At 63.4% G+C, this 18,443-nt stretch carries 17 protein-coding genes and 2 rRNA genes; 18 read left to right on the plus strand and 1 reads right to left on the minus strand.

Annotated elements, in window-relative coordinates:
* Positions 1 to 252 precede the first annotated feature (252 nt).
* From rpmE to VJV41_RS12595, 15 genes are all read left to right on the plus strand, one after another.
* On the plus strand, positions 253 to 489 hold the full coding sequence (gene rpmE, locus VJV41_RS12525) for a 50S ribosomal protein L31 (RefSeq protein WP_325334113.1): 237 nt from the start codon (positions 253 to 255) through the stop codon (positions 487 to 489).
* A gap of 84 nt (positions 490 to 573) precedes the next feature.
* The gene (prfA, locus tag VJV41_RS12530) at positions 574 to 1,647 is read left to right on the plus strand and encodes a peptide chain release factor 1 (RefSeq protein ID WP_325334115.1); all 1,074 of its coding nucleotides are present in this window, start codon (positions 574 to 576) and stop codon (positions 1,645 to 1,647) included.
* Entirely contained in the window at positions 1,644 to 2,486 is an 843-nt protein-coding gene (gene prmC, locus VJV41_RS12535) for a peptide chain release factor N(5)-glutamine methyltransferase (RefSeq protein WP_325334117.1), read from the plus strand. The genes prfA and prmC overlap by 4 nt, the downstream gene beginning before the upstream one ends.
* Positions 2,483 to 3,136 carry an L-threonylcarbamoyladenylate synthase gene (locus VJV41_RS12540; protein WP_325334119.1) on the plus strand — a complete coding sequence of 218 codons (654 nt, stop codon included), beginning with the start codon at positions 2,483 to 2,485 and terminating at the stop codon, positions 3,134 to 3,136. The genes prmC and VJV41_RS12540 overlap by 4 nt, the downstream gene beginning before the upstream one ends.
* Positions 3,137 to 3,359: 223 nt before the next feature.
* Positions 3,360 to 4,553 carry an MraY family glycosyltransferase gene (locus VJV41_RS12545; protein WP_325334121.1) on the plus strand — a complete coding sequence of 398 codons (1,194 nt, stop codon included), beginning with the start codon at positions 3,360 to 3,362 and terminating at the stop codon, positions 4,551 to 4,553.
* Between the two features lie 237 nt (positions 4,554 to 4,790).
* Entirely contained in the window at positions 4,791 to 5,237 is a 447-nt protein-coding gene (locus VJV41_RS12550) for an ATP synthase subunit I (protein ID WP_325334123.1), read from the plus strand.
* A complete protein-coding gene (gene atpB, locus VJV41_RS12555; protein ID WP_325334125.1) occupies positions 5,234 to 5,989 on the plus strand; it encodes a F0F1 ATP synthase subunit A in 756 nt (251 codons plus the stop codon). The genes VJV41_RS12550 and atpB overlap by 4 nt, the downstream gene beginning before the upstream one ends.
* A gap of 65 nt (positions 5,990 to 6,054) precedes the next feature.
* Positions 6,055 to 6,300 (plus strand): F0F1 ATP synthase subunit C, encoded by a 246-nt coding sequence (locus VJV41_RS12560; RefSeq protein WP_059158422.1) that lies wholly within the window; start codon positions 6,055 to 6,057, stop codon positions 6,298 to 6,300.
* 9 nt (positions 6,301 to 6,309) lie between these two features.
* Positions 6,310 to 6,819 carry a F0F1 ATP synthase subunit B gene (locus VJV41_RS12565; RefSeq protein WP_325334130.1) on the plus strand — a complete coding sequence of 170 codons (510 nt, stop codon included), beginning with the start codon at positions 6,310 to 6,312 and terminating at the stop codon, positions 6,817 to 6,819.
* A 4-nt stretch (positions 6,820 to 6,823) separates the two neighbouring features.
* On the plus strand, positions 6,824 to 8,161 hold the full coding sequence (locus VJV41_RS12570; protein WP_325334132.1) for a F0F1 ATP synthase subunit B/delta: 1,338 nt from the start codon (positions 6,824 to 6,826) through the stop codon (positions 8,159 to 8,161).
* Between the two features lie 52 nt (positions 8,162 to 8,213).
* Complete coding sequence (gene atpA, locus VJV41_RS12575) at positions 8,214 to 9,860, plus strand: F0F1 ATP synthase subunit alpha (RefSeq protein ID WP_325334133.1); 1,647 nt, start codon at positions 8,214 to 8,216, stop codon at positions 9,858 to 9,860.
* Positions 9,861 to 9,865: 5 nt separating this feature from the next.
* Positions 9,866 to 10,789 (plus strand): F0F1 ATP synthase subunit gamma, encoded by a 924-nt coding sequence (locus VJV41_RS12580; RefSeq protein ID WP_325334135.1) that lies wholly within the window; start codon positions 9,866 to 9,868, stop codon positions 10,787 to 10,789.
* 20 nt (positions 10,790 to 10,809) lie between these two features.
* A complete protein-coding gene (gene atpD, locus VJV41_RS12585) occupies positions 10,810 to 12,315 on the plus strand; it encodes a F0F1 ATP synthase subunit beta (RefSeq protein ID WP_325334137.1) in 1,506 nt (501 codons plus the stop codon).
* A 29-nt stretch (positions 12,316 to 12,344) separates the two neighbouring features.
* Positions 12,345 to 12,710, plus strand: a complete 366-nt coding sequence (locus tag VJV41_RS12590; protein ID WP_325334138.1) for a F0F1 ATP synthase subunit epsilon — start codon at positions 12,345 to 12,347, stop codon at positions 12,708 to 12,710.
* Positions 12,711 to 12,718: 8 nt separating this feature from the next.
* Complete coding sequence (locus VJV41_RS12595) at positions 12,719 to 13,165, plus strand: DUF2550 domain-containing protein (RefSeq protein ID WP_325334139.1); 447 nt, start codon at positions 12,719 to 12,721, stop codon at positions 13,163 to 13,165.
* Positions 13,166 to 13,188: 23 nt separating this feature from the next.
* Here VJV41_RS12595 and VJV41_RS12600 read toward each other — a convergent pair whose 3' ends face one another.
* Positions 13,189 to 13,755 (minus strand): cob(I)yrinic acid a,c-diamide adenosyltransferase, encoded by a 567-nt coding sequence (locus VJV41_RS12600; RefSeq protein WP_325334141.1) that lies wholly within the window; start codon positions 13,753 to 13,755, stop codon positions 13,189 to 13,191.
* A 71-nt stretch (positions 13,756 to 13,826) separates the two neighbouring features.
* On the opposite strand from VJV41_RS12600, the gene murA reads away from it, so the two are divergent.
* The 3 genes from murA to VJV41_RS12615 all read left to right on the plus strand — a co-directional run.
* Positions 13,827 to 15,080 (plus strand): UDP-N-acetylglucosamine 1-carboxyvinyltransferase, encoded by a 1,254-nt coding sequence (gene murA / locus VJV41_RS12605; protein ID WP_325334143.1) that lies wholly within the window; start codon positions 13,827 to 13,829, stop codon positions 15,078 to 15,080.
* 319 nt (positions 15,081 to 15,399) lie between these two features.
* Positions 15,400 to 16,922: ribosomal RNA gene (locus VJV41_RS12610) — 16S ribosomal RNA — on the plus strand.
* Positions 16,923 to 17,332: 410 nt separating this feature from the next.
* Positions 17,333 to 18,443: ribosomal RNA gene (locus tag VJV41_RS12615) — 23S ribosomal RNA — on the plus strand; the annotation flags it as partial.

An 18,443-nucleotide genomic window follows, 5' to 3' on the forward strand; every position in this document is an offset into this window, starting at 1 on the left:
TGCCACGGTAGACACTTCTGCCGATTTGTTCAGGTGCGTCCATGACGCCGACCGTCAGGCGATATGCACGAAATATCGCCTGAAATCGTCCATGGGCCCCACGCTCGACGGAGGAATAGCCAGGCCCGTCGACGCGTTTAGGCTGCTGGCGGTTGAACTGGCATAATGGACCGCTGACCCTCGGTTCCGGTTCACGCCGAATACCTCCAAATCCTGGAGGGGCGACCCGGGTCCACGATCGAAGAGGAAACCATGAAATCGGGCATTCACCCTGACTACGTCGAGACCACGGTCCACTGCGGCTGCGGCAACACGTTCACCACGCGCAGCACCAAGAAGAGCGGACAGGTCCACGTCGAGGTCTGCTCGCAGTGCCACCCGTTTTACACCGGCAAGCAGAAGATCCTCGACAGCGGCGGCCGTGTGGCCCGCTTCGAGAAGCGCTACGGCAAGCGCAAGGCTGCTGCGGAAAGCGCAGACGACAAATAGCTACCGTCCCGACGCCCGATCTGTCGCGAGAGCGCAGGCCGGGCGTCGGTTTGCGTAAGAGGGGAAGGCGGCAAGGAGGAAGTCATGACGGAAACTGCGCCAGCGATTGAGGCGTTGCTGACCGAACATGCCGACCTCGAGCGCCAGCTCTCCGACCCGAATCTGCACGCCGACCCGGCAGCGGCCCGCAAGGTGGGCCGGCGGTTCGCGCAGATCTCTCCGATCGTCGCGACCTACCGCAAGCTGGAGACCGCGCGCGGCGACCTCGACGCCGCGCGAGAGCTGGGCGCCGACGACGAATCGTTCGCGGCCGAGATCCCCGACCTCGAATCCACCGTCAAAGAGCTGGACACCCAGCTGACCGACCTGCTTGCGCCGCGCGACCCGCACGACGCCGACGACATCGTGCTCGAGGTGAAGTCGGGGGAGGGCGGCGAGGAGTCCGCGTTGTTCGCCGCCGATCTGGCCCGGATGTACATCCGCTACGCCGAGCGTCACGGCTGGACCGTCACGTTGCTCGACGAGACTTTCTCGGACCTGGGCGGCTACAAGGACGCAACGCTGTCGATCAGGAGCAAGGGCGACTCCGCCGACGGTGTCTGGTCGCGGCTGAAGTTCGAGGGCGGCGTGCACCGCGTGCAACGAGTCCCGGTCACCGAGTCGCAGGGCCGCGTGCACACGTCCGCGGCAGGCGTGCTCGTCTATCCCGAACCCGAAGAGGTCGAGGAAGTCCAGATTGACGAGTCCGATCTGCGCATCGACGTGTACCGGTCGTCGGGCAAGGGCGGCCAGGGCGTCAACACCACCGACTCCGCGGTGCGTATCACCCACCTGCCGACGGGCATCGTCGTCACATGCCAGAACGAACGCTCCCAGCTGCAGAACAAGGCCCGCGCAATGCTGGTGCTGGCGGCGCGGCTGCAGGCACTGGCCGAGGAGCAGGCGAGCGCAGACGCATCGGCCGACCGGGCCAGTCAGATTCGCACCGTCGACCGCAGCGAGCGCATCCGTACATACAACTTCCCGGAGAACCGGATCGCCGATCACCGGATCAACTTCAAGGCGCACAACCTCGACCAAGTGCTTGACGGCGATCTCGATGCGCTGTTCGACGCGCTCGCAGCTGCCGACAAGCAAGCCAGGCTGCAACAGGCATGAGTTTGCGCCACGTGATCGACGCCGCCGCGGTCGCACTGGCCGAGGCGGGAGTCGGATCGCCGCGCACCGACGCCGAATTGCTCGCCGCGCACGCGGCCGGCACAGAGCGCGGCCGTCTGGCCCTCGCCGAGGCCGGCCCCGAGTTCCGCGATCGCTACGACGAGCTCGTCGCGCAGCGTGCAAACCGCGTGCCGCTACAACATCTCGTCGGCACCGCGGCATTCGGCCCCGTCACAGTGCACGTCGGCCCAGGTGTGTTCATCCCGCGGCCGGAAACCGAATCGCTACTGGAATGGGCTGTGGCCCAGCAATTCTCGCCACAACCGGTAATCGCCGATCTCTGCACCGGCTCGGGCGCGCTCGCGTTGGCCCTCTCGAGGAATTGGCCGGACGCCCGTGTCATCGCCGTCGACGACTCCGAGGAAGCGCTCAGATACGCCCGCCGCAATGTCGCACGCACGCCCGTCGAACTCGTCAGTGCCGACGTCACTCAGCCGGGTCTACTGCCAGAACTCGACGGCCAAGTCGACCTCGTCGTCGCCAATCCGCCCTACATTCCCGACGGGGCCACGCTGGAACCCGAAGTGGCCGAACATGATCCGGCACACGCACTATTCGGCGGCGCGGACGGGATGGCGGTCATCGACCGCATCGTCGAGCTCGCCGCGCGATGGCTGCTCGACGGCGGCCGCTGCGCCGTCGAGCACGACGACACCACCTCCGAGGCCACCGTCGAAGCGTTCACCCGCACAGGGGCATTCATAGACATCACTGCTCGCCACGATCTGACGGACAGGCCGCGCTTCGTCACCGCGACCCGTGAGAGGCTGGCCTCGTGACACAGCTGTTCGACTGCTCCGACGCTGAGCAGCGGATGACGGGCATCGCGTCGGCGATCAGCGCTCTCAAGGGCGGTCGCCTCGTCGTTATGCCGACCGACACCGTCTACGGCATCGGCGCCGACGCATTCGACAGCGACGCCGTCGCCGCCCTGCTCTCGGCGAAGGGCCGCGGCCGCGACATGCCCGTCCCGGTGTTGGTCGGCTCCTGGCACACCATCGACGGCCTGGTGTACACCGTTCCGAACAGCGCACGCGAACTCATCCGTGCGTTCTGGCCGGGCGCGCTGAGTCTCGTGGTGCGGCAGGCGCCGTCGCTGCAATGGGATCTCGGCGACGCGCACGGCACGGTGATGCTGCGCATGCCAAACCATCCCATCGCCATCGAACTCTTGCGCGACGTCGGACCGATAGCGGTGTCGAGCGCCAACATCTCCGGGCGCCAAGCGGCTGTCACCGCCGCGGAGGCGCGCAATCAACTCGGCGAGCTCGTCGAGGTGTATCTCGAAGCCGGTCCGTCCGAAGAGCAGGCGGCCTCGACGATCGTCGACCTCACCGGCGCGCATCCGCGGGTGCTGCGCAGCGGTCCCATCACGGTGGAGTCCGTCGCCCAGGTGCTCGGCGTGGAGCCCGAGACGCTTACCGACTGACACCTGCCGTCGTTCCTCCACAGATTCGTCAGGATCGGTCGGTTGCCGCATGCGGGGACCGCACTCTTTCAAAGTCGTCGAGTGGGGTGCAGCGACCGCCGAAGGCCGGTAACCCTTTCCGCGCGCGTCAGCATGTGTTGACGGGCTAGACCGGGGTGTCCATTGACTCGGCCCTCACCCGGGACGGCGCACCCTCTCAACCTTCTCAAGTACGGTTCATCCAATGGTGAGCGATCTGGCCAGCGGACTGCTCCCGCTCAACGATCGCGGCGCGGGCGTGCCGCTGCGTGAGCTTGCGCTCGTCGGACTTACCGCCGCGATCATCACCTACTTCGCCACGGGCTGGGTCAGAGTCCTGGCCACCAAGCTCGGTGCGGTCGCTTATCCGCGCGAGCGCGACGTACATCTGCAGCCGACACCGCGCATGGGCGGCCTTGCCATGTACACCGGTGTAGTCGCCGCAGTCCTGCTGGCGTCGCAGCTTCCGGCGCTCACCCGCGGCTTCGTGTATTCATCCGGCATGCCCGCCGTCGTGGTGGCGGGTGGGCTGATCATGGCGATCGGTCTGATCGACGACCGCTGGGGCCTGGACGCGTTGACGAAATTCGCCGGCCAGATCACCGCCGCCAGCGTGCTGGTCACCATGGGCGTCGCGTGGAGCGTGCTCTACATCCCGATCGGTGGCGTCGGCACCATCGTGCTCGACCAGGTGTCCTCGATCCTGCTGACACTTGCGCTGACGGTGGCGATCGTCAACGCGATGAACTTCGTCGACGGGCTCGACGGGCTCGCCGCGGGCCTGGGCCTCATCACCGCGTCGGCCATCTGCATCTTCTCCGTCGGCCTGCTCCACGACCACGGCGGCGACGTCCTCTTCTATCCGCCAGCAGTCATCTCCGTCGTACTGGCCGGTGCGTGTCTGGGCTTTCTGCCGCACAACTTTCACCGCGCCCGCATCTTCATGGGTGATTCAGGCTCGATGCTGATCGGTCTGATGCTGGCCGCGGCTTCCACCACGGCGGCAGGCCCGATCTCGCAGAACGCGTACGGGGCGCGCGACGTGTTCGCTCTTCTGTCACCGTTCCTGTTGGTAGTTGCGGTGATGTTCGTGCCGATGCTCGACATGCTGCTGGCGGTGATTCGCCGGACGCGTGCGGGAGTGCATTTCTCGACCCCGGACAAGATGCATCTGCATCACCGCTTGCTGCAGATCGGTCATTCGCACCGGCGCGTAGTGCTGCTCATATATCTGTGGGTCGGCATCGTCGCGTTGGGGGCGGCGAGCACGATCTTCTTCGACCCGCGCTACACCGGAGCCGTCATGCTGGGTGCGATTGTGGTCGCGATCGTCGTCACGCTCATCCCGCTTCTGCGCCGCCGCGGTGACCCCGTCGAGGAAATGTACGACAAAAAGTAGTAGGCCCCGATTTATGGCGTTAACCATGTGTTAGGGTGCTGCTAGAACCCGAAATTAACCTCGCGGGTTGCCGGCCCCGGGCCATCGGTTCACCACCGATTGGCACGGAACAACGACCGACAAAGGGAGCTGCCCCTTGGGTGATTCCAGCGAGCCCGTCGCCCTCCGATACGCTCGTGGCGCGACTCACAGGATCATCGGGACAGCAACTCGTGACCGCGGGATTGAGGTGAAGCAGTGACGACGCCAGCGCAAGACGCGCCGTTGGTGTTTCCGTCCGTTGCCTTCAGGCCGTTGCGCCTGTTCGCAGTCTGCGTCGTGCTGGCCGGCCTGGCCACGCTGGCGGCCGGACTGCTCGGCCATGTGATGGTCGGCGTCTTCTTCGGTGTCGGCCTCGGGCTGGGTTTGCTCAACGCGGTGCTCGTGCAGCGGTCGGTGGAAGCCATCACCGCCGACGCGCATCCGCTCAAACGCAAGATGGCGCTGAACTCCGCCACCCGACTGTTGGTGATGACGGTGATCGGTTTGACGATCGCTTTCATCTTCCGGCCGCAGGGACTCGGAGTGGTGTTTGGCATGGCCCTGTTTCAGGTGGTGCTGGTGATATCCACCGCACTGCCCGTGATGAAGAAATTGCGGGCCGATGCAGCTGACGGACTCGAAGGAGAGGGCCCCAAGCAATGACCGAGACGATCCTCGCCGAAGCCGCAATCGAGGTCGGTCACCACGAGACCGCCAAGTGGTTCGGGCTGACGGTCAATACCGACACCGTGTACGCCACCGCGATCGCCGCAGTGATCGTCATCGGCCTGGCATTCTTCCTGCGCGCGAAGGTCACCTCGACCGGCGTGCCCGGCGGTGTGCAGTTGTTCTGGGAAGCCATCACGACCCAGCTGCGCAACCAGATCGAAACGGCGATCGGCATGAAGATCGCGCCGTTCGTGCTGCCGCTGGCCGTGACGTTGTTCGTGTTCATCTTGGCCGCGAACTGGCTGTCCGTGCTGCCGGTGCAGTACACCACCGCTGACGGCGGCACGCACGAGTTGCTGAAGCCACCGGCGTCCGACATCAACTTTGTGCTCGCCCTCGCGCTGTTCGTCTTCATCTGCTATCACGCGGCGGGCATCTGGCGCCGCGGCATCATCGGGCACCCGGTGAAGCTGCTCAAGGGCCACGTCGCGTTCCTCGCGCCGATCAACCTCGTCGAAGAGCTGGCGAAGCCGATCTCGTTGTCGCTCCGACTTTTTGGCAACATCTTCGCCGGCGGGATCCTGGTGGCTCTGATCGCACTCTTCCCGCCGTACATCCTGTGGCTGCCGAACGCAATCTGGAAGAGCTTCGACCTGTTCGTCGGCGCGATCCAGGCGTTCATCTTCGCGCTACTGACGATCTTGTACTTCAGCCAGTCGATGGAGCTCGACGAGGACCATCACTAGCCGACCCGAACAAGCAGGACCCACAACCTGGTAGGACCACTACCAGTTATCAAGGAGGATAAGGAATGGATCCCACAATCGCTGCCGGCGCGCTCATCGGCGGTGGACTCATCATGGCCGGCGGTGCAATCGGCGCCGGTATCGGTGACGGCATCGCGGGTAATGCGCTGATCGCCGGCATCGCCCGGCAGCCGGAAGCGCAGGGCAGGCTGTTCACCCCGTTCTTCATCACGGTCGGTCTGGTTGAGGCTGCTTACTTCATCAACCTGGCGTTCATGGCCCTGTTCGTGTTCGCCACTCCGGTTAAGTAGCCCCTCGGTATGGCTGACCCGAACGTCGTCCTTTTGGCGGCCGAGGAAGGTGGTGGCACCAGCAACTTCCTCGTCCCCAACGGCACCTTCTTCGTCGTGCTGATCATCTTCTTGATCGTGCTCGGCGTGATTGGCAAATGGGTAGTGCCGCCGATCTCCAAGGTTTTGCGCGAACGCGAAGCCATGGTGAAGCAGACCGTCGAGGACAGCAGGAAGGCGGCCGACCAGTTCTCCGCCGCGGACGAGGACTACCGAGCCGAGATGGCCAAGGCCCGTGGCGAAGCCTCAGGGGTCCGCGACGGCGCACGTGCAGAAGGTCGAAAGATCTTGGAGGACATGCGCGGCCGGGCCTCAGAAGAAGTGGCTTCGACGCTGCAGCAAGCTGCCGACCAGCTGAAGCGGCAATCCGATGCCATTGAGTCTGACTTGCGCGCCTCTGTCCAGACGCTGTCGGACACGTTGGCCAGCCGCGTGCTTGGCGTCGAGATCAACACCGCCACAACGGCGTCGGGACGGTAACCATATGTCGACATTTATCGGCCAGCTCGTCGGGTTCGCGGTCATCGTGTTCATCATCTGGCGCTACGTGGTGCCGCCTGTCCGCAAGATGATGACTAACCAGCAGGAAACTGTGCGCAAGCAGCTCGAGGAGAGCGCGGACGCCAAGAAGCGGCTGGACGAGGCGGAGAAGGCGCACGAGAAGGCGCTCGAACAAGCCAAGACAGAGGCCAAGCGGGTGACCGAAGAGTCCAAGGTGGACGCCGAGCGCCTCGTGGAACAGCTGCGTGCCCAGGCGGACACCGAGGTCGAGCGGATCAAAGTGCAAGGCGCCCAGCAGGTTCAGCTGCTACGCGCCCAGTTGATTCGTCAACTGCGTCAAGACCTGGGCGGCGAGTCGGTCCGTCGTGCAGGTGAATTGGTCCGCGAGCACATTTCGGATCCCGAGTTGCAGTCGGCGACCGTCGATCGATTCCTCGACGAACTCGACGCGATGGCACCGTCCGAAGCGGTGATCGAAGATCGGGCGAGCGCGCGGCTGCGGTCGGCGAGCCGGGAATCGTTGGCGGCACTGGTCAACAGCTTCGACGAGGCGACGGCCGACCTCAAAGCCGACCAACTGTCCTCGGTGGCAGACGATTTGGCCTCGGTCGCGAAACTGCTGGCTGCCGAGTCGGTCCTGACGCGTCACCTCGCCGACCCGGCCGACGACCCGTCGGCCAAGATCGGCCTGCTGGAGACCCTGTTGGAGGGCAAGGTCGGCGATACCGCGCTGGAGGTGCTGAAGGCCGCTGTCTCGGGCCGCTGGTCGTCCGACGACAACCTCGTCGACGCCACCGAGCACATTGCGCGGCTGGCCCTGCTGGTGCGTGCGGAACGCGAAGACGAGGCCGGCGATGTGGAGGAGCAGCTGTTCCGCTTCAGTCGCGTCCTCGACACGCAACCGCAGCTGACCACGCTTCTAAGCGATTACACCGCCCCCGCCGAGGACCGGGTCAAGCTGGTTCGCGACGTGCTCGACAGCGGCTCCGGCGTGAATGAGACCACGGCACAGCTGCTTTCGCAGACCATCGAGTTGCTTCGCGGCGAGCGTGCCGACGACGCCGTGCTCGACCTCGCCGAGCTTGCGGTGGCGCGCCGAGGCGAGGTGGTGGCTCACGCCAGCGCCGCCGCTGATTTGAGCGACTCGCAGCGCACGCGGTTGACGGAGGTGCTGAGCCGCATCTATGGACACCCGGTTTCGGTGCAGCTGCACGTCAATCCCGAACTGCTCGGCGGACTGAACATCGCCGTCGGCGACGAGGTGATCGACGGGACGCTCTCGTCGAAGCTGGCGGCCGCCGAAACCAAGCTGCCGGAATGACCAACCCCACACGACAAGACCCCACACGGTAAGAGCAGGAAGACGAAAAGCCATGGCAGAGTTGACCATCTCCGCTGACGATATCCAGGGTGCGATCGAGGATTACGTCTCGAGTTTCACCGCAGACACCGCGCGCGAGGAGATCGGTACAGTCATCGACGCCGGCGACGGTATCGCGCACGTCGAGGGCCTGCCCTCAGTCATGACGCAGGAACTGCTCGAGTTCCCCGGCGGCGTGCTGGGTGTAGCGCTCAACCTCGACGAGCACAACATCGGCGCCGTGATTTTGGGTGACTTCGAGAAAATCCAACAAGGCCAGCAGGTCAAGCGCACCGGTGAGGTGTTGTCGGTTCCCGTCGGCGACGCGTTCCTCGGCCGGGTAGTCAACCCGCTCGGCCAGCCGATCGACGGCAAGGGCGACATCGAGCCCGAAACCCGTCGCGCACTGGAGATTCAGGCCCCGTCTGTGGTCCAGCGACAGGGCGTGAGCGAGCCGCTGCAGACGGGCATCAAGGCCATCGATGCGATGACCCCGATCGGTCGCGGCCAGCGTCAGCTGATCATCGGTGACCGCAAGACCGGCAAGACCGCGGTCTGTGTGGACACCATCCTGAACCAGCGCCAGAACTGGGAGTCCGGCGACGAAAAGAAGCAGGTGCGCTGCGTCTACGTCGCCATCGGCCAGAAGGGCACCACGATCGCCTCGGTGGCTCGCGCGTTGGAGGAGGGTGGTGCGATGGAGTACACGACCATCGTCGCCGCGCCCGCGTCGGACTCTGCCGGCTTCAAATGGCTTGCGCCGTATACCGGTTCGGCCATCGCCCAGCACTGGATGTACGACGGGAAGCACGTGCTGATCGTCTTCGACGACCTGTCGAAGCAGGCCGAGGCCTACCGCGCGATCTCGCTGCTGCTCCGCCGCCCGCCGGGTCGCGAGGCCTATCCGGGCGACGTGTTCTACCTGCACTCGCGGCTGCTCGAGCGCTGCGCCAAGCTGTCCGATGAGCTGGGTGGTGGCTCGCTGACCGGACTTCCGATCATCGAGACCAAGGCCAACGACATCTCGGCCTACATCCCGACCAACGTCATCTCGATCACCGACGGCCAGTGCTTCCTGGAGTCCGATCTGTTCAACCAGGGTGTGCGCCCGGCCATCAACGTCGGTGTGTCGGTGTCCCGTGTGGGTGGTGCCGCGCAGATCAAGGCGATGAAGGAGGTGGCCGGCTCTCTGCGACTGGACCTGTCGCAGTACCGCGAACTGGAGTCGTTCGCCGCGTTCGCCTCCGACCTGGACGCGACCTCGAAGGCGCAGCTGGAGCGCGGTGCACGGCTGGTCGAGCTGCTCAAGCAGCCGCAGTACCAGCCGCTGTCGGTCGAGGAGCAGGTCGTCTCGATCTTCCTTGGTACGCAAGGACATCTGGACTCGGTTCCAGTCGAAGACGTCAGCCGATTCGAGACCGAATTCCTCGATCACCTGCGCGCGTCGGACGAGGGGATCCTCAAGGAGATCCGCGAATCGGGCAAGCTCGGCGACGAACTCAGCGAGAAGCTCGAAGAGGCGATCAACCAGTTCAAGAAGGGCTTCGCGGCATCCGACGGCAGCTCGGTCGTCCCCGATGAGCATGTCGGAGCGCTCGACGAAGGAGATCTCGAAAAAGAATCGGTGAAGGTTCGTAAGCCGGCACCGAAGAAGAAGTAGTCGATATGGCGGCCACACTTCGCGAATTGCGCGGGCGTATTCGCTCCGCTGGGTCGATCAAAAAGATCACCAAGGCGCAGGAGCTGATCGCGACCTCGCGTATCGGCAGGGCGCAGAACCGTCTCCAGGCGGCGCGGCCTTACGCCTTCGAGATCACCTCGATGCTGACCACGCTGGCCGCCGAGGCGGCGCTGGACCATCCGCTGCTCGTCGAGCGGGACGAGCCGAAGCGGGCAGGCATTCTGGTGGTTTCATCCGACCGCGGTCTCTGTGGGGGATACAACTCGAACGTGTTCCGTCGCGCGGAGGAGTTGTTCTCCCTCATGCGGCAAGAGGGCAAAACGCCGATCGTCTACACCGTGGGTCGTAAGGCGCTGAACTACTACCGGTTCCGCAATTGGAAGATCACCGATTCGTGGAACGGGTTCTCCGAACAACCGACGTACGAGAACGCCCAGGAGATCGCCTCGACGCTGGTCGACGCCTTCCTTGCCGGAGCAGACGATCATGGCGACGATCCAGGACCCGACGGGATCCTGGGACTCGACGAGCTGCACATCGTCTCCACTGAGTTCAAGTCGATGATGTCGCAGAGCGCAGTCGCGCACCGAATCGCCCCGATGGTCGTCGAGTACGTAGGGGAAGACTTGGGGCCGCGCACGTTGTACTCGTTCGAGCCCGACGCCACAACGCTTTTCGATGCGCTGCTGCCGCGGTATCTGGCAACCCGGGTTTACGCCGCACTGCTCGAGTCGGCGGCCTCTGAGCTCGCATCGCGCCAGCGGGCGATGAAATCGGCCACCGACAACGCCGACGACCTCATCAAGGCTCTGACGTTGGAGGCCAACCGCGAGCGGCAGGCCCAGATCACCCAGGAAATCAGTGAAATCGTCGGCGGCGCGAACGCGTTGGCCGACGCCAGACGTTAGCCCGTTAGAAGGAAGAAGAGATGACTGCTACCGCCGAAAAGACCGATAGCGCAACCAAGAAGGACACCAACGGCCGCGTGGTTCGGGTAACCGGCCCGGTGGTCGACGTCGAGTTCCCCCGTGGCGCAGTGCCAGAACTGTTCAACGCGCTGCGCGCCGAGGTCACGTTTTCCGAACTCGCCAAGACGCTGACGCTGGAGGTGGCGCAGCATCTCGGTGACAACCTGGTGCGCTGCATCTCGCTGCAACCGACCGACGGCCTGGTCCGCGGCGTGGATGTCGTGGACACCGGCGCGTCCATCTCGGTCCCGGTCGGTGACGGGGTCAAGGGGCACGTGTGGAACGCGCTCGGCGCCTGCCTGGACGATACGGACTACGGAAAAGACTTCGACCGCTGGCCGATTCACCGCAAGCCGCCGCCGTTCGACGAGCTCGAACCGCGCACCGAGATGCTCGAGACGGGCCTGAAGGTCGTCGACCTGCTGACGCCATACGTGCGTGGCGGCAAGATCGCGCTGTTCGGCGGCGCCGGTGTCGGCAAGACGGTTCTGATCCAGGAGATGATCAACCGCATCGCCCGCAACTTCGGCGGCACTTCGGTTTTCGCGGGCGTGGGCGAGCGCACCCGTGAGGGCAACGACCTGTGGGTAGAGCTCGGCGAGGCGGACGTTCTCAAGGACACCGCGCTGGTGTTCGGCCAGATGGACGAGCCGCCCGGCACCCGTATGCGAGTTGCGCTGTCCGCGCTGACGATGGCGGAGTTCTTCCGCGACGAACAGCAACAGGACGTGTTGTTGTTCATCGACAACATCTTCCGGTTCACGCAGGCCGGCTCGGAGGTGTCGACGCTGCTCGGTCGTATGCCGTCGGCTGTGGGCTACCAGCCGACGCTGGCCGACGAGATGGGTGAGCTGCAGGAGCGCATCACCTCAACGCGTGGCCGATCCATTACCTCGATGCAGGCCGTGTACGTGCCTGCCGACGACTACACCGACCCGGCGCCGGCGACCACGTTCGCCCACCTCGACGCCACCACGGAGCTGAGCCGTTCGGTGTTCTCCAAGGGCATCTTCCCGGCGGTGGATCCGCTGGCGTCGAGCTCGACGATTCTGGACCCGAGCGTCGTCGGCGACGAGCATTATCGCGTCGCACAGGAAGTCATCCGGATCCTGCAGCGCTACAAGGACCTTCAGGACATCATCGCGATTCTCGGTATCGACGAGCTGTCCGAAGAGGACAAGCAGCTGGTGCAGCGCGCGCGTCGCATCGAGCGCTTCTTGTCGCAGAACATGATGGCCGCCGAGCAGTTCACCGGCCAGCCCGGTTCGACGGTTCCGGTCAAGGAAACCATCGAGGCGTTCGACCGGCTGACCAAGGGCGAATTCGACCACGTGCCCGAGCAGGCGTTCTTCTTGATCGGTGGCCTGGACGACCTGGCCAAGAAGGCCGAGAGTTTCGGCGTGAAGCTCGAGGGTGGCGGCAACGGCTCCGCGAAGTCGGACGAGGGTGAGAAGAAGGATGACTAGGTCTGGCTCGCACCGAAAGGTGATGTGAGATGGCCGAACTGAACATCGACATCGTCGCGGTCGACCGCAAGATTTGGTCGGGCGAGGGCACGTTTCTGTTCACCCGCACCACCTCCGGTGAGATCGGCATCCTGCCCAACCACATCCCGTTGGTCGCCCAGCTCGTCGATGACGCGATGGTGCGTGTCGAGCGTGAGGGAGAAGACGACCTGCGCATCGCTGTGGATGGAGGCTTTCTGTCCGTCACCGAGCAGGGCGTGACCGTGCTGGCTGAGAGCGCCGAATTCGATTCGGAGATCGACGAAGCCGCAGCGCAACGGGACGCCGAATCCGACGATCCCGCAACAGCCGCCAAGGGTCGAGCGAGGCTTCGCGCCCTGGGCCAGATCGACTAGGCCAGCCGATGAGCGCGTCCATGATGGTCATGGTCGCGCTGGTCGGTGTGCTGCTGGTAGTCGTTGTCGCGCTGAGTTACCGGCTGTGGAAACTGAGACAGGTCGGCGGCACGGCCGCCATACTGCGGGATGTGCCGGCCGTCGGAGGGCACGGCTGGCGACACGGCGTAATGCGTTACCGCGGAGAGGAAGCCGGGTTCTATCGGCTATCGAGCCTGCGGTGGTGGCCCGATAGGACGCTGAGCCGCCGCGGGTTGGAGATCGTTTCCCGGCGCGGGCCTCGCGGCGACGAATTCGACATCATGACCGATGAAATCGTCATTCTCGAGCTGCGTGACACCAGCCCGGAACGGCGGCGTGGATACGAAGTGGCGCTGGATCGCGGCGCGTTGACGGCGTTCTTATCGTGGCTCGAGTCGCGTCCGTCGCCTCGCGCGCGCCGCCGGACGTTTTGATTCAATCGTCTTCGCGCAAGCGCTCATCCACCCGGTTGCCAGAGAACGTCGCCGTCAGGGTTGGCCACTCGCGACAGGATGAACAACAGGTCCGAGAGCCGGTTCAGGTATTTGGCAGGTAAGACGCTGATTGTGTCTTCGTGCGTATCGACCGCCTGCCACGCCGAGCGTTCCGCCCGGCGTGCCACCGTGCGGGCGACGTGCAGCAGCGCTGAAAGCGGCGTACCGCCGGGCAGCACAAACGAATTCAGCGCCGGCAGCGGTTCGTTGAACTCGTCGCACCACGACTCCAAGCGGTCGATGTAGCTCTGCGTGATCCGCAGCGGCGGATGTTCGGGGTTGTCGATCACCGGAGTGGACAGGTCGGCGCCCGCATCGAACAGGTCGTTCTGGATCTGCCGCAGCACATTTCGGAGTTGCTCGCCCGGGTTGCCCAACGCGATGGCCACGCCGATGGCAGCGTTTGTTTCGTCGCAATCGGCGTATGCCGCGAGCCGCGCGTCGTTCTTTGACACCCTGCTGAAGTCGCTCAGACCGGTGGTTCCGTCATCCCCGGTCCGGGTATATATGCGGGTCAGATGAACTGCCATAGTCAAACGGTACTCGGCAGACTCCACGCGGAAACTGACACTGCCCCGCGGCGCTGTTTACACTAACCGGCGTGAGCGAGCGATTCGTGGTGACCGGTGGAAACCGGTTATCGGGCGAAGTTGCTGTCGGGGGGGCCAAGAACAGCGTATTGAAGCTGATGGCGGCGTCGCTCCTGGCTGAGGGCACCAGCACGATTACCAACTGTCCGGACATTCTTGACGTGCCGCTGATGGCGGAGGTCCTGCGCGGCCTGGGCGCCACGGTCGAACTAGACGGCGACGTCGTGCGGGTCACCTCGCCCGATGAGCCCAAGTACGACGCAGATTTCGCCGCGGTCCGGCAGTTCCGCGCCTCGGTATGCGTGCTCGGTCCACTGGTCGGCCGCTGCAAGCGGGCCAAGGTGGCGCTGCCGGGTGGCGATGCGATCGGTTCACGGCCGCTGGATATGCACCAAGCCGGTCTGCGGCAGCTCGGTGCGCGATGCAACATCGAGCACGGCTGCGTCGTCGCGGAGGCAGAGCACTTGAGGGGCGCGGAGATTCAGCTCGAGTTCCCGTCGGTGGGGGCCACGGAGAACATTCTGATGGCGGCCGTTGTCGCCGAAGGCGTGACGACGATTCACAACGCCGCGCGGGAACCCGACGTCGTCGATCTGTGCACGATGCTCAACCAGATGGGCGCCCAGATCTCCGGAGCGGGGACGCCGACGATGACGATCACCGGCGTCGACCGCCTGCACCCGACCGAGCATCGAGTGATCGGCGACCGCATCGTGGCGGCCACATGGGGCATCGCCGCGGCGATGACCCGCGGGGACATCTCAGTGACGGGCGTGGACCCTCAACATCTCCAGTTGGTGCTGCACAAGCTGCACGATGCCGGTGCCACCGTCACGCAGACCGACGACGGATTCCGCGTGGTCCAATACGAGCGGCCCAAGGCGGTCAACGTCGCGACGCTGCCGTTCCCCGGGTTCCCGACCGACCTTCAGCCGATGGCCATCGCCCTGGCGTCCATCGCCGACGGCACGTCGATGATCACCGAGAACGTATTCGAGGCCCGATTCCGATTCGTTGAGGAGATGGTCCGGCTCGGCGCCGACACGCGTACAGACGGCCACCACGCCGTGGTGCGTGGAATCCCGCAGCTCTCCAGCGCGCCGGTGTGGTCGTCAGATATCCGCGCGGGTGCCGGTTTGGTGCTGGCAGGCCTGGTCGCCGACGGTGACACCGAAGTTCACGACGTGTTCCACATCGACCGCGGCTATCCGCTGTTCGTCGAGAACCTCGTCAGTCTGGGCGCCGAAATAGAGCGGGTCGCCTAGACCCTGCCCCTCAAAGGGGGGCAATTTTGGCCTGGGGCAGAGAAGGCGTAGTCTTTCATGAGAAGCCAACGGCCCCAGGGCATTAGGACTGGAGGACGCGGTTTGACGTCTCTGTCCACGTGGAGTACAGTGGCAGGGTTGCCTGCAGCGCGGGTGTGTTGTTTGAGAACTCAATAGTGTGTTTGGTGGTTTTTGTTTGTTGTTTTTGCCGCACTTCTTTTTCCCGTTTAGGGGTGTGGTTTTTTTGACCAGTTTTGGACTGGTTGCTTGGTCAGATTTTCTCTGATTGTGAATTCTTTCCGGTTTGTCCGGGGGTTTTTGTTTGGAGAGTTTGATCCTGGCTCAGGACGAACGCTGGCGGCGTGCTTAACACATGCAAGTCGAACGGAAAGGCCCTTTCGGGGGTGCTCGAGTGGCGAACGGGTGAGTAACACGTGGGTGATCTGCCCTGCACTTTGGGATAAGCCTGGGAAACTGGGTCTAATACCGAATACACCTTGCTGGTTGCATGACTGGTGGGGGAAAGCTTTTGCGGTGTGGGATGGGCCCGCGGCCTATCAGCTTGTTGGTGGGGTGATGGCCTACCAAGGCGACGACGGGTAGCCGGCCTGAGAGGGTGTCCGGCCACACTGGGACTGAGATACGGCCCAGACTCCTACGGGAGGCAGCAGTGGGGAATATTGCACAATGGGCGCAAGCCTGATGCAGCGACGCCGCGTGAGGGATGACGGCCTTCGGGTTGTAAACCTCTTTCAGTATCGACGAAGCGCAAGTGACGGTAGGTACAGAAGAAGCACCGGCCAACTACGTGCCAGCAGCCGCGGTAATACGTAGGGTGCGAGCGTTGTCCGGAATTACTGGGCGTAAAGAGCTCGTAGGTGGTTTGTCGCGTTGTTCGTGAAAACTCACAGCTTAACTGTGGGCGTGCGGGCGATACGGGCAGACTGGAGTACTGCAGGGGAGACTGGAATTCCTGGTGTAGCGGTGGAATGCGCAGATATCAGGAGGAACACCGGTGGCGAAGGCGGGTCTCTGGGCAGTAACTGACGCTGAGGAGCGAAAGCGTGGGGAGCGAACAGGATTAGATACCCTGGTAGTCCACGCCGTAAACGGTGGGTACTAGGTGTGGGTTTCCTTCCTTGGGATCCGTGCCGTAGCTAACGCATTAAGTACCCCGCCTGGGGAGTACGGCCGCAAGGCTAAAACTCAAAGGAATTGACGGGGGCCCGCACAAGCGGCGGAGCATGTGGATTAATTCGATGCAACGCGAAGAACCTTACCTGGGTTTGACATGCACAGGACGCCGGTAGAGATATTGGTTCCCTTGTGGCCTGTGTGCAGGTGGTGCATGGCTGTCGTCAGCTCGTGTCGTGAGATGTTGGGTTAAGTCCCGCAACGAGCGCAACCCTTGTCTCATGTTGCCAGCGCGTTATGGCGGGGACTCGTGAGAGACTGCCGGGGTCAACTCGGAGGAAGGTGGGGATGACGTCAAGTCATCATGCCCCTTATGTCCAGGGCTTCACACATGCTACAATGGCCGGTACAAAGGGCTGCGATGCCGTGAGGTGGAGCGAATCCTTTCAAAGCCGGTCTCAGTTCGGATCGGGGTCTGCAACTCGACCCCGTGAAGTCGGAGTCGCTAGTAATCGCAGATCAGCAACGCTGCGGTGAATACGTTCCCGGGCCTTGTACACACCGCCCGTCACGTCATGAAAGTCGGTAACACCCGAAGCCCGTGGCCTAACCCCTTGTGGGAGGGAGCGGTCGAAGGTGGGATCGGCGATTGGGACGAAGTCGTAACAAGGTAGCCGTACCGGAAGGTGCGGCTGGATCACCTCCTTTCTAAGGAGCACCACGAGACCTGAGCCGGTCCGCATCGTGCGGGGTGCCGTGTTTGGGCGATTCGATGGATGGGCCGCGCCTGTAGTGGGTGTGGTTCGGGTGCATGACAAACGCTGTGGCTCGACGGGATTCGGGTCGCGAGGAAATCATCAGACACACTATTGGGCTTTGAGACAACAGGCCCGCTATCTCTTCGTCCCGATTGTGGGAAACCGGAGGTGGTGCCGTCCCCTGGTTTGGGGGTTGGTGTGTTGTTGCCCCAGGTTTTGGTGGTGGGGTGTGGTGTTTGATTTGTGGATAGTGGTTGCGAGCATCTAGCGCGCATGGTGGTCACCACCCTTTTGGGGGTGGTGGTTTGTTGTGTGTGTTGATGTGCAATTTCAAAGTTTTATATAGCTTTTGGTTTTGTGTTGTAAGTGTTTAAGGGCGCATGGTGGATGCCTTGGCACTGGGAGCCGATGAAGGACGTGGGAGGCTGCGATATGCCTCGGGGAGCTGTCAACCGAGCGTGGATCCGAGGATGTCCGAATGGGGAAACCCGGCACGAGTGATGTCGTGTCACCTGTACCTGAATTCATAGGGTGCAGGGGGGAACGCGGGGAAGTGAAACATCTCAGTACCCGTAGGAGCAGAAAACAAGTGTGATTCCGTGAGTAGTGGCGAGCGAAAGCGGAGGATGGCTAAACCGTATGCATGTGATACCCGGCGGGGGTTGTGTGTGCGGTGTTGTGGGGCGTTTCTTCTCAGGTCCGCCGGCCTGGGCGAAAGTGATAAACCGTTGGGTTAGTTGAAGTGGCCTGGGATGGTCTGTCCGTAGAGGGTGAGAGCCCCGTAGACGAAAACTCAACGGCTTTCGTGGAACTGTTTCCCCGAGTAGCAGCGGGCCCGTGGAATCTGCTGTGAATCTGCCGGGACCACCCGGTAAGCCTGAATACTGCCCAGTGACCGATAGCGGATTAGTACCGTGAGGGAATGGTGAAAAGTACCCCGGGAGGGGAGTGAAAGAGTACCTGAAACCGTGTGCCTACAAGCCGTCAGAGCCCTCGTTTTGCGTGGGGTGATGGCGTGCCTTTTGAAGAATGAGCCTGCGAGTCAGGGACATGTCGCGAGGTTAACCCGGGTGGGGTAGCCGCAGCGAAAGCGAGTCTGAATAGGGCGTATCCACGCAATAGTGTGTGGTGTAGTGGTGTGTTCTGGACCCGAAGCGGAGTGATCTACCCATGGCCAGGGTGAAGCGCGGGTAAGACCGCGTGGAGGCCCGAACCCACTTAGGTTGAAGACTGAGGGGATGAGTTGTGGGTAGGGGTGAAAGGCCAATCAAACTCCGTGATAGCTGGTTCTCCCCGAAATGCATTTAGGTGCAGCGTCGTGTGTTGCACACCGGAGGTAGAGCTACTGGATGGCCGATGGGCCCTACTAGGTTACTGACGTCAGCCAAACTCCGAATGCCGGTGTGTGTAGCGCGGCAGTGAGACGGCGGGGGATAAGCTCCGTGCGTCGAAAGGGAAACAGCCCAGATCG

Source organism: Mycobacterium sp., assembly GCF_035274705.1.
Classification (GTDB): Bacteria; Actinomycetota; Actinomycetes; order Mycobacteriales; family Mycobacteriaceae; genus Mycobacterium.

Excerpts from the sequence above, each read along its gene's own strand:
- VJV41_RS12590 (WP_325334138.1), top strand. The coding sequence starts at position 12,345 with ATGGCCGAACTGAACATCGACATCGTCGCGGTCGACCGCAAGATTTGG.
- atpA (WP_325334133.1), top strand. The coding sequence starts at position 8,214 with ATGGCAGAGTTGACCATCTCCGCTGACGATATCCAGGGTGCGATCGAG.
- VJV41_RS12545 (WP_325334121.1), top strand. The coding sequence starts at position 3,360 with ATGGTGAGCGATCTGGCCAGCGGACTGCTCCCGCTCAACGATCGCGGC.
- prmC (WP_325334117.1), top strand. The coding sequence starts at position 1,644 with ATGAGTTTGCGCCACGTGATCGACGCCGCCGCGGTCGCACTGGCCGAG.
- rpmE (WP_325334113.1), top strand. The coding sequence starts at position 253 with ATGAAATCGGGCATTCACCCTGACTACGTCGAGACCACGGTCCACTGC.
- VJV41_RS12600 (WP_325334141.1), bottom strand. The coding sequence starts at position 13,755 with ATGGCAGTTCATCTGACCCGCATATATACCCGGACCGGGGATGACGGA.
- VJV41_RS12595 (WP_325334139.1), top strand. The coding sequence starts at position 12,719 with ATGAGCGCGTCCATGATGGTCATGGTCGCGCTGGTCGGTGTGCTGCTG.
- atpB (WP_325334125.1), top strand. The coding sequence starts at position 5,234 with ATGACCGAGACGATCCTCGCCGAAGCCGCAATCGAGGTCGGTCACCAC.
- VJV41_RS12580 (WP_325334135.1), top strand. The coding sequence starts at position 9,866 with ATGGCGGCCACACTTCGCGAATTGCGCGGGCGTATTCGCTCCGCTGGG.
- VJV41_RS12565 (WP_325334130.1), top strand. The coding sequence starts at position 6,310 with ATGGCTGACCCGAACGTCGTCCTTTTGGCGGCCGAGGAAGGTGGTGGC.
- prfA (WP_325334115.1), top strand. The coding sequence starts at position 574 with ATGACGGAAACTGCGCCAGCGATTGAGGCGTTGCTGACCGAACATGCC.
- atpD (WP_325334137.1), top strand. The coding sequence starts at position 10,810 with ATGACTGCTACCGCCGAAAAGACCGATAGCGCAACCAAGAAGGACACC.
- VJV41_RS12560 (WP_059158422.1), top strand. The coding sequence starts at position 6,055 with ATGGATCCCACAATCGCTGCCGGCGCGCTCATCGGCGGTGGACTCATC.
- VJV41_RS12570 (WP_325334132.1), top strand. The coding sequence starts at position 6,824 with ATGTCGACATTTATCGGCCAGCTCGTCGGGTTCGCGGTCATCGTGTTC.